General features: G+C 33.5%; 7 protein-coding genes and 1 pseudogene. 1 reads left to right on the top strand and 7 read right to left on the bottom strand.

Features of this window, described 5'->3' with window-relative positions:
• Positions 1-310: 310 nt before the first annotated feature.
• The 7 genes from ACN4EE_RS21310 to ACN4EE_RS21280 all read right to left on the bottom strand — a co-directional run bounded on the left by ACN4EE_RS21310 (position 311) and on the right by ACN4EE_RS21280 (position 6440).
• The gene (locus tag ACN4EE_RS21310; RefSeq protein WP_431708519.1) at positions 311-562 is read right to left on the bottom strand and encodes a CopG family antitoxin; all 252 of its coding nucleotides are present in this window, start codon (positions 560-562) and stop codon (positions 311-313) included.
• A 70-nt stretch (positions 563-632) separates the two neighbouring features.
• The gene (locus ACN4EE_RS21305; protein ID WP_431708518.1) at positions 633-2090 is read right to left on the bottom strand and encodes a choice-of-anchor C family protein; all 1458 of its coding nucleotides are present in this window, start codon (positions 2088-2090) and stop codon (positions 633-635) included.
• A gap of 143 nt (positions 2091-2233) precedes the next feature.
• Positions 2234-2713: a thermonuclease family protein gene (locus tag ACN4EE_RS21300; protein WP_431708517.1), complete on the bottom strand. Its 480-nt coding sequence runs from the start codon at positions 2711-2713 to the stop codon at positions 2234-2236.
• A gap of 318 nt (positions 2714-3031) precedes the next feature.
• A complete protein-coding gene (grxD, locus tag ACN4EE_RS21295; RefSeq protein ID WP_431708516.1) occupies positions 3032-3355 on the bottom strand; it encodes a Grx4 family monothiol glutaredoxin in 324 nt (107 codons plus the stop codon).
• A 169-nt stretch (positions 3356-3524) separates the two neighbouring features.
• On the bottom strand, positions 3525-3779 hold the full coding sequence (locus ACN4EE_RS21290; protein WP_431708515.1) for a BolA family protein: 255 nt from the start codon (positions 3777-3779) through the stop codon (positions 3525-3527).
• Between the two features lie 135 nt (positions 3780-3914).
• Entirely contained in the window at positions 3915-4460 is a 546-nt protein-coding gene (locus tag ACN4EE_RS21285; RefSeq protein WP_431708514.1) for a hypothetical protein, read from the bottom strand.
• A gap of 243 nt (positions 4461-4703) precedes the next feature.
• Positions 4704-6440 (bottom strand): R3H domain-containing nucleic acid-binding protein, encoded by a 1737-nt coding sequence (locus ACN4EE_RS21280; RefSeq protein WP_431708513.1) that lies wholly within the window; start codon positions 6438-6440, stop codon positions 4704-4706.
• A 488-nt stretch (positions 6441-6928) separates the two neighbouring features.
• On the opposite strand from ACN4EE_RS21280, the pseudogene ACN4EE_RS21275 reads away from it, so the two are divergent.
• Positions 6929-7094: pseudogene (locus tag ACN4EE_RS21275) on the top strand (transposase); the annotation flags it as partial.
• Positions 7095-7320 lie beyond the last annotated feature (226 nt).

Here is a 7320-nt window from a genome sequence, read left to right as displayed (position 1 = left end):
GGGTAAAAAGGTTAAAGTTTCCTTTGATACATACTGCAAAACTTCGGGAATAAATAACTCGATAAATTCCCAGAAAAATGTTTGGATTAATTCTTTAAATAATCGATCGTGATCTATCATAATTTATATGTGAGATTGCTTCGTTACCTCGCAATGACATAATATCATCATTGGAGAAGTTGTATTTATCAAAAAATTAATATTTTCTATCATTGATAATAGATTGAATACCATACATAATGTTTTTGACTGCAAATTACTCTAATAGTATTGCGACAATTATAATCTTTATCATAGTTCGATCGAGCCTTTAGTAATCAATTAAAGAAGATTCAACGGTTTCTCTTAACCATTTTTGGTAACTAATTCCTCGTTTTTCTGCTGATTTTTTGATAGCTTTTAACAATTTTTCTGACACACGAAAAGTAATTACTTTATCCTTTGGTTCAAACTCGAATGTCATGGGAGTAAAATTTTCTTTATTGAGATAATCCGTTAAATCTTGTTCTAACAATAATTCGGCATCTCGATCGTTGTTAATTTTTGGTAAACGCTTGTTCATATTTTTTAGCCTTTTATAACAAAATAAAGTGTTAAAACCAAATGAATTGTTTGCTTATTTTCCATAAAGTTTATTTTAAATGGAAAACTCTAACATTATCCAGAGTAGCACCATAAGCCGAAGTATTACCTGATGAGCCTGAAAAGGTTAAAGTAGTCATGGAATCTTCTGCAATAAATTCCCATTTAAAAGTCTGCCATTGCATATTTTCTCTCGTTTTTCCTCCCCTTATATCAAAAACAAAATGACCTTGTTGTTCCCCAGTTGATACAATTATTTTTCTAATTGGAATTTCTTGATTATCTGGATTTCCTGCCATATCAAATTGAACTAAATATCTATCTCCAATTTTAGTAGGAAAAGTTTGACTAATTGCCCCTGCTTTACCACCATTAAGGTCTAAACTTCTATTGCCATCACTATTTTGCCAAAAATTTTCTTTATAATCAATATCATCAGTTTTTATTTCCCAATTAGTAATACCCTGTGATTTAGTATTTAATCCGTTAAATTTAGTATCCTTATTAATTTCAACGCCTTCTTCAAAACTACCATTTTTAATTAAATTTTTTGGTGTTTTATCTAAATTATTTCCCCTATAATTATAAATTGACAATCCTATCAAAATTAAAAAACTTAAAATAGAAATATTTAGGTTAATTAATGGAATATATTTAGAGAATTGATACTCAGGATTTATATTTATTAGTTTCTCTTGATCTTTTATTAACATTTTAATTATTTCTCTTGCACTAATACGATTTTGATAATCTTTAATTAAACATTCTCTAACAATTTTATTGAAAGGATATTCTAATGAAGGAATAGTAATTTTGTCATTAATAACTAATTTTCTAATATGTTCTGAATCATTTGTTTCAAAGGGTAGTTTTCCTGTTAAAATCTCTATTATTAAAATACCTAATGACCAAATATCCCATGCAGTAGAGATTGTGCCTTCGTAGGCTTCTGAGGGTGCATACCCCATTGATCCCATTATCGTAGTAGTTTGAGTTGCTGTATTTTTCAAACTCCTAACTAAACCAAAATCCGATATTTTCCACTTATCCCCTACTCTTAAAATATTACCCGGTTTTAAATCTCGATGGACAATAACAGGTTGTTGACTATGTAAATAATCTAATCCGTTGGCTATATCTAATACTAATTGTTTAACTTTTTCTTCCGATAATTTACCTTTTTTCAACTCATCCTCAAGGCTATAATCTGCTTTTTCCATCAGCAAATAGAGAAATTCAATATTATTTAATTCACACTCTCCGCAGGTATAACAATTAATCAAATTAGGGTGTTCTAAAGTAGTGGAAAAAATCAATTCATCTAACTGTTTGTCGGGGTTATCGGTAATAATTAATTTGATGGCAACGGTTCTAATTAATCGATCTTTAACCACTTCATCGGCTAAATAAACACCTCCAAATCCGCCTGAACCTAATAATTTTTTGAGATAATATTTATTATCAATATTTTGCCCTTCAAGCATTTTAAATAGGAGTTGATTATTCATATTTTTGAGATGAAATAAATTAAATTGAATATCACTATAGTAGTGGGCAATGCCCACCACAGGAATTATTGATAGTTATTCATTCCTACATAAGAGCATATAAGATTTCGATCGAGATAGACATTGATTAAGTTAAGAGTTAATTATTTTTCTATTTTCCACATACCTTTTTCCATGATACGAGCATAATCTTGAGCGTTAATTAAGGCTCGATCGAACTTCCCATCAGTATAATTTAAGTTAGGGATACCATAGCCTTGTTTGATTAATTCTTGGTTTACCATTCGATCGAGATACCAGACATAACCATTGAGACGATTATATTTATCTTTAACTTGTAAATCTGTTTCAACGATAACCTTAGCAGACTTAAGAGGGATGGTATTATCAAGGGTGAAAAAATTGACTAAAAATTGTTTTGCTTCCTCATTGAGATTAGATTGATTATCGGGAATATCTATAGCAGTTAACCTGAGTTGATAGGATGTATTATCGATGATAATTTCAATTGTTTGTCCACTAACTACTCTTTTGATACTTGCTTCTATACCCTTAATGGAGGGTTGATTTTGACATCCCGTCAGTATTAAAAATAAAGCTAAAATTATAACCAGAAAATTCATCGTTATTTTTAGTTAATTTAAGAAACGGAATCGCCTCTTCTACTTTGAGTATGATAAATTATGTCTAAAAAAAGGTGTCAGGTATTAGGTAGTAAGTCTTAGGTTAAATTAAAACTGTAAATTTATACTATCTGCATTTTTAAAATTATAAACCTATTATATACCAACGCTTTTAACGATTATTTAATACTAAAATATCATGACTACTGTAGAAGAGCCACGGAATCATAATATTATTCTGCCATAATAAAGTACTATAGCAGTCCTAAATCATTCGATCGAATTGAGGGAGAAGGGAGAGGGAAACGGGGAAAACAATTAAGAAGCTAAAGCAACTTCTATCATTTGTTGTAATTCGCCTGTCTGATATAATTCGATGAGAATATCACTACCGCCGATAAACTCCCCATTAACATATACTTGGGGAATAGTGGGCCAATTAGAATATTCTTTGATACCTTGACGAATATCATAGTCGCTTAAAACATCAAAGGTTTCAAAAGGAATGCCAAGAGTATTTAAAATTTGCACAACATTATTAGAAAATCCACATTGAGGCATCAATTTAGAGCCTTTCATAAAAACCACTACAGGGGTACTTTTAACAATATCGTCAATCCGTTGTTGTAAATCTGGTGTCATAATTAATTAAAAATGTCTAAGGAAAATAATAATAGTTTATTGAAGTTTCGTATTGTAATCATCAAATAAGATTACAGATACTTATTGTCATTGCGAGGCGCTTTGCGTTGCGAGGTTACGAAGCAATCTGAAGCAATCTGCAAAAATTGTATTTAGTACCTAAGTCTTGTTAGTTTTGCATGGTTTGCCATACATCGGGGGTATAGGTTTTTAAGGCTAAAGCGTGAATCGCCTCTGATTTTAGTTCGCTGTGCAATGCACCGTAAACTAACTGATGTTGTTTTACTTTAGTTTTACCTGCAAATTGAGATGAAATTACGATCGCTTCAAGATGATCTCCCCCTCCCGTCAAATCCTTAACGAAGACTTGGGCATCACTAATTTCTTGTTCGATCGTTTTTTTTACTTGTTCTAAACTTACCATTATTATTTAAAATAAAGAATTAAATTATTAATTTATTATACAATAGCTTGACTTTTTATTTTGATAAATTAGAGACAATTTTTGTTAGAATTGACTATTATCAATACTTTCTATAGATTAATACTATAGTTAAAATTAGTTACTAGAACGAGGTTGAAAAGGAGTTTGCACAAAACCAATTTCGTATAATTGTTGATAGGATTTTCGCCCTAATTCACTGGTGGGATTTTGCGATCGAATTATTTGAATCAAAAGCGGTACTGCTAATTCGGGCTTATTTTGCGCCCTATGTACTAAAGCTAACTGATAGGTGGACTCATCTCTTAGGGTAGCAGTTCTTAACGCTCCTGCTCGTTGCCCTTCTGCTAAACGGGGATCAATTCCAGAGAAACTTTCCGCTAATTGTAGATAAAAATTGGAGAGTTGATTAAAAATACGTCTAGCTTGTTGTAATTTAGTAGCCGCCAAGTCATAGTTACCCGCATTAATAGCTTCTTCAGCTTCTCGCATCAAATTTTCTCCCCCTTCAATACTTAATAGGCTTTCAGTTTGATTGATAGGGGCGATAATATTTTCTTCCAATCCCTCATTATTTTGGCTATCGTTTAGAGATTGAGCAAAAGCTAAAGGCGTAAAAGACAACACACCACAAGAAACAATAATCCCGAAATAATTAGTCAAGTTTTTTTTAAAGGACAACGATAACATACAGAAATTATGACCTATTCAATAGATTGCTTAAATTCTACAGTATCTTAACATGGTTATCACAATTCTAATAAGGAATGAACAATGAACAATTAACAATTAACAATTAACAATTAAAAACTCCCCACTATTCACTATTCACTATTCATTATTCACTATTCACTATTCACTATTCACTATTCACTACCTCATCTAAGACTATGAGGCAACCTCTAATTAAGCTGGATAGATGCGTAGTCGGCGATTGGGTTCATCACCAAAACTGTCCGATCGAAGTCTATAATGTTCAATGAGTTCATGTTGCATCTTTCTCACCTTCGGATTTCTAGGAAGTAACTCCACAGGTTGCCCTTGGGGTATCACAATTTGTTCTACCGCTAACCGTGCCTCCTCTAAGGCTTCGATTTCGTCATCGCTACCTGCTTTGGTAAATAACCTTAAATCCTCCGTTTCATTGTCTGGGTTATCCATATTGATTAACTGCCTTAAAGTACGGGTAATTTGAGGAATACTGTTAGACTTGATGCTATGGATAGGGATTTGTCTATCTTTTGCCAACTGCATTAATTTAGAATGGTGTTTCACTTGCGATCGAAGTGCCAATACAGCATCCGCATCATCTAAATCCTTAGTTAACACTACTGGCATTTTTAACACATCAATTATTTGTTCTAGGTTCGATCGACCGATACCATAGGGATAAACATAAATAGGAAAATCCTCCCCATTTGGTCCCGGAATGCGTATTTTTTCTGTGGCAACATCCCCCTGATACCAAGACTTATTCAACATTTCCTCAAATTCTAAATTAGGTTGTTGATGGGTTAAGGAAATAGGGAGCATTTTACCCGAAGCTCTTAAACCGCTAGGCTTAGAAGGAATTTCAATCAAACTTTGTACCTTTGTCAACTCAGTTTGAGGTACGATCGAAGGGTCTCTTGTAATGGAAACCTCCCCTGCATCATTAACCTGACGTAACTGAGGAATCGACTGTCTTCCCCGTAATAGATGATCAACAGTTTGAGCTACTTCTTCATGGACTACCCATTTTTGACGCTCCCACATTTCCACCGCAATCTGAAAGGTAGGAGGAGCTTTTCTTTCTAAAACCGTCTTTTGAGAGCCACGGCGACGGGCTTCTTCATCCCCTAGGGTGACGGATTGAATACCCCCGATTAAGTCCGATAAAGTCGGGTTTTTGATCAAGTTTTCTAAATAATTACCGTGAGCAGTACCCACTAACTGAACACCCCTTTCTGCGATCGTACGAGCCGCTTGAGCCTCTAATTCTGTACCAATTTCATCGATGATAATGACTTCGGGCATATGATTTTCCACCGCCTCAATCATTACCTGATGTTGTAACTCAGGACGAGCCACCTGCATTCTTCTGGCTCTACCGATGGCAGGGTGAGGTACATCTCCATCTCCTGCAATTTCGTTGGAAGTATCAATGATTACTACTCGTTTTTCTAACTCGTCAGCTAAAACCCTAGCGATTTCCCGTAAAGCCGTAGTTTTACCCACCCCGGGGCGACCTAATAGTAAAATAGATTGACCACTTTCCACTAATTCTCGAATCATCAAAATAGTGCCAAAAACCGCCCTCCCAATACGGCAAGTCAAACCGATAATATTACCTTGACGGTTACGAATGGCACTGATACGGTGTAAAGTACATTCAATTCCTGCACGATTATCGGCGCTAAAATGACCAACTCTAGCCACACAATGCTCTAAATCTTCTCGACTGACTAAATTATCACTTAAATAACAACTATGCCCTGAAAATCTCGCTTCGGGCTTTCTCCCCAAGTCTAAAACTATCTCAATTAAAGAACTTTTTTGAGGATGTTGTTCCACAGATTGACGAATTGTCAAAGGTAAAATTTGTAATAATTTATCCAAATCGTCCGTAATCTGCATTCTGTGTTGGGGCAGTTTTTCTTCCATTCCGTAATATTATAAATTGAAGGTTAACGAGACTTTAAGTCGAGGGTTATTCGGCAAATAATGCCATGTTGATTATAATAACTGAATTAGCGAATAGTGAATAGTGAACAATGAATAATGAATAATGAATAATGAATAGATTTCGATCGTGATTATTTTTTTATATCGTAGAACAGGCATCTTGCCTGTTTTTCTGAAGATGTCTAATAGTCAATTTATGATCCTGTTGGCGAAACATATCTTAACATAAACTTTGACAAACATCCTGATATATGTATTGGTAAATATAGAAATTTTGGAGAAAAATAATGACAATGCACCCTCAAGAAAAATGGAGTATTCCTGAAGATACGAAAACAGTAGCATTAGCTGTCTTTCAAAAAGGAAATATCTATCTTAAAATAGCAGAGCAATTAGGACAATTATACGAAGATAAAGAGTGGTTAGATTTATATAGCCTAGATTGTGGGCAAAGTGGTATTTCACCAGCACGTTTGGCTTTAATAACTATTTTTCAATTCATGGAAGGATTAACAGATAGACAAGCCGCAGAAGCAGTCAGAGCAAGGATTGATTGGAAATATGCATTAGGGTTAGAATTAACAGATCAAGGTTTTAATTTTACGGTATTAAGTGAGTGGAGAAAAAGATTAATTGAATCTCAAAAAATAGAAAAATTACTAGAAATACTATTAACTCATTTAAAAGGAATCAATTTCTTAAAACAAAGGGGAAAACAAAGAACAGATTCAACTCATGTATTAAGCTAAGACGCATTTAAGTTGCATTAATCAAATTTCCCTTATTTTTAAATTTTTTACTCCAATTTATCTCTAATTGATTTTCATTTAATAGCCTTTTAATTGTTGTTTCTAACTCT

It is taken from the genome of Geminocystis sp. CENA526 (assembly GCF_050753365.1).
GTDB lineage: Bacteria > Cyanobacteriota > Cyanobacteriia > Cyanobacteriales > Cyanobacteriaceae > Geminocystis.
The sequence above is the reverse complement of the archived record's forward strand: the minus strand, read 5'-3'. Positions and strand labels throughout refer to the sequence as shown.